This is a genomic window from Arsukibacterium ikkense (assembly GCF_000987775.1).
Taxonomy (GTDB): domain Bacteria; phylum Pseudomonadota; class Gammaproteobacteria; order Enterobacterales; family Alteromonadaceae; genus Alishewanella; species Alishewanella ikkense.
In genome coordinates this window covers 1-1,198 of sequence record NZ_LAHO01000038.1, presented here as the reverse complement: position 1 = coordinate 1,198, position 1,198 = coordinate 1, and the positions used below count along the sequence as shown (strand labels likewise).

At 41.9% G+C, this 1,198-nt stretch carries 2 protein-coding genes; both read right to left on the bottom strand.

The window, feature by feature from the left end:
- Positions 1–57: 57 nt before the first annotated feature.
- Positions 58–495: a hypothetical protein gene (locus WG68_RS18935; protein WP_152663160.1), complete on the bottom strand. Its 438-nt coding sequence runs from the start codon at positions 493–495 to the stop codon at positions 58–60.
- A complete protein-coding gene (locus tag WG68_RS18930; protein WP_046559279.1) occupies positions 492–989 on the bottom strand; it encodes a hypothetical protein in 498 nt (165 codons plus the stop codon). Before WG68_RS18930 ends, WG68_RS18935 begins: the two co-directional genes overlap by 4 nt.
- Between the last annotated feature and the right edge of the window lie 209 nt (positions 990–1,198).

Genomic DNA, 1,198 nt, shown 5'->3' with positions numbered 1-1,198 from the left:
ATCATAAAGTTACTGGAAGCTGTGCCGGTACAGAAATAAAGACATAAAGCACCGTTACTATTTCGGCAATATGGTAATAGAGGTCCAACTGCTGTTATGTCTGACTAAATAAACTGTACGATCTGCCATGCAAAACTGCAGTGCTTTGCCGTTACTGGCAACTCGCATATTAGTGTCGAATGGTGTTATTGCGACGACAGTGCCGTCGAACAGGGCGTCGGAAATATCGTAATCGGTAAAACTCCCATCTGGTTGATACTGCTTAACAAACTGCTGCAAATCAGCGAAGCTACGGCCACTTTCGATCTTGCTGGCGACAATGCTATCGATGTTTTTATCACAGTCGGTATAGATAACGGATGCACCGCCAAACATTGTTTCGCTACTCTTGCACAATGAAACGGGATCGGGCGCGGTGAATTTACTTTCAGTGATATCAAAGGCTGTAACAGCCAAGCTGCAAAGCATTGTTGCTAGAAGAAAGAATATCTTCATAAACTACCTACCTTTTTAAGTCTGGCCACCATTTTGGCTTCCAAAGCATTGCGCCACAAGTCAAAACTAACACTTTCCATCATGAACTGATCTATAACACCGGCAACATCAGTCATGGTTTTTAAGGATAAATATGTTGAGTAGTGCTGACTAATACGACCAAGCTTTTGAGTCGACCTCCCAGCGTTCTCCAGAATCTTGCCGCCACCCTCAGCAGCGAATCCAGTGGGATCGCTTATCGCATTGGCGATTTTGGGTAGAGTATCGCCCAACATGAGTAAGCGTATATCATCAAGCAAATGCGTTCTGGCGGTTATGGCAACGACTTTATTACGAATAATCATATTTATCTGGCCATTTGATATTCCGCCTTCGGCGAAAAGATCCATAAACATAGCAACTTCGACTCTTTCCATTACTGCAGAGCAGTGATTCTGCATTAGTCTTTGTCGTACATTCATTAGTTTAGTTTTTGCGCGTCCTAGATTTTTCACTATTGCTTCCTTTCGACCAGTTGAATTAGTCAGAATGATAGCATTAACGTTAATTAATTTAAATTCTATGTGTATTAATGTGCAAATCTTGATGTTGCAGCGTTAGTAAACTGCTTAGCTGCTAAGATGAAAGCAATTACCATTAACGGAGCAACATCATGACAACTGCCAAAACTGATCAAAATAAGCAAGGTATTGGCCACTATGCG

Excerpts from the sequence above, each read along its gene's own strand:
- WG68_RS18935 (WP_152663160.1), bottom strand. The coding sequence starts at position 495 with ATGAAGATATTCTTTCTTCTAGCAACAATGCTTTGCAGCTTGGCTGTT.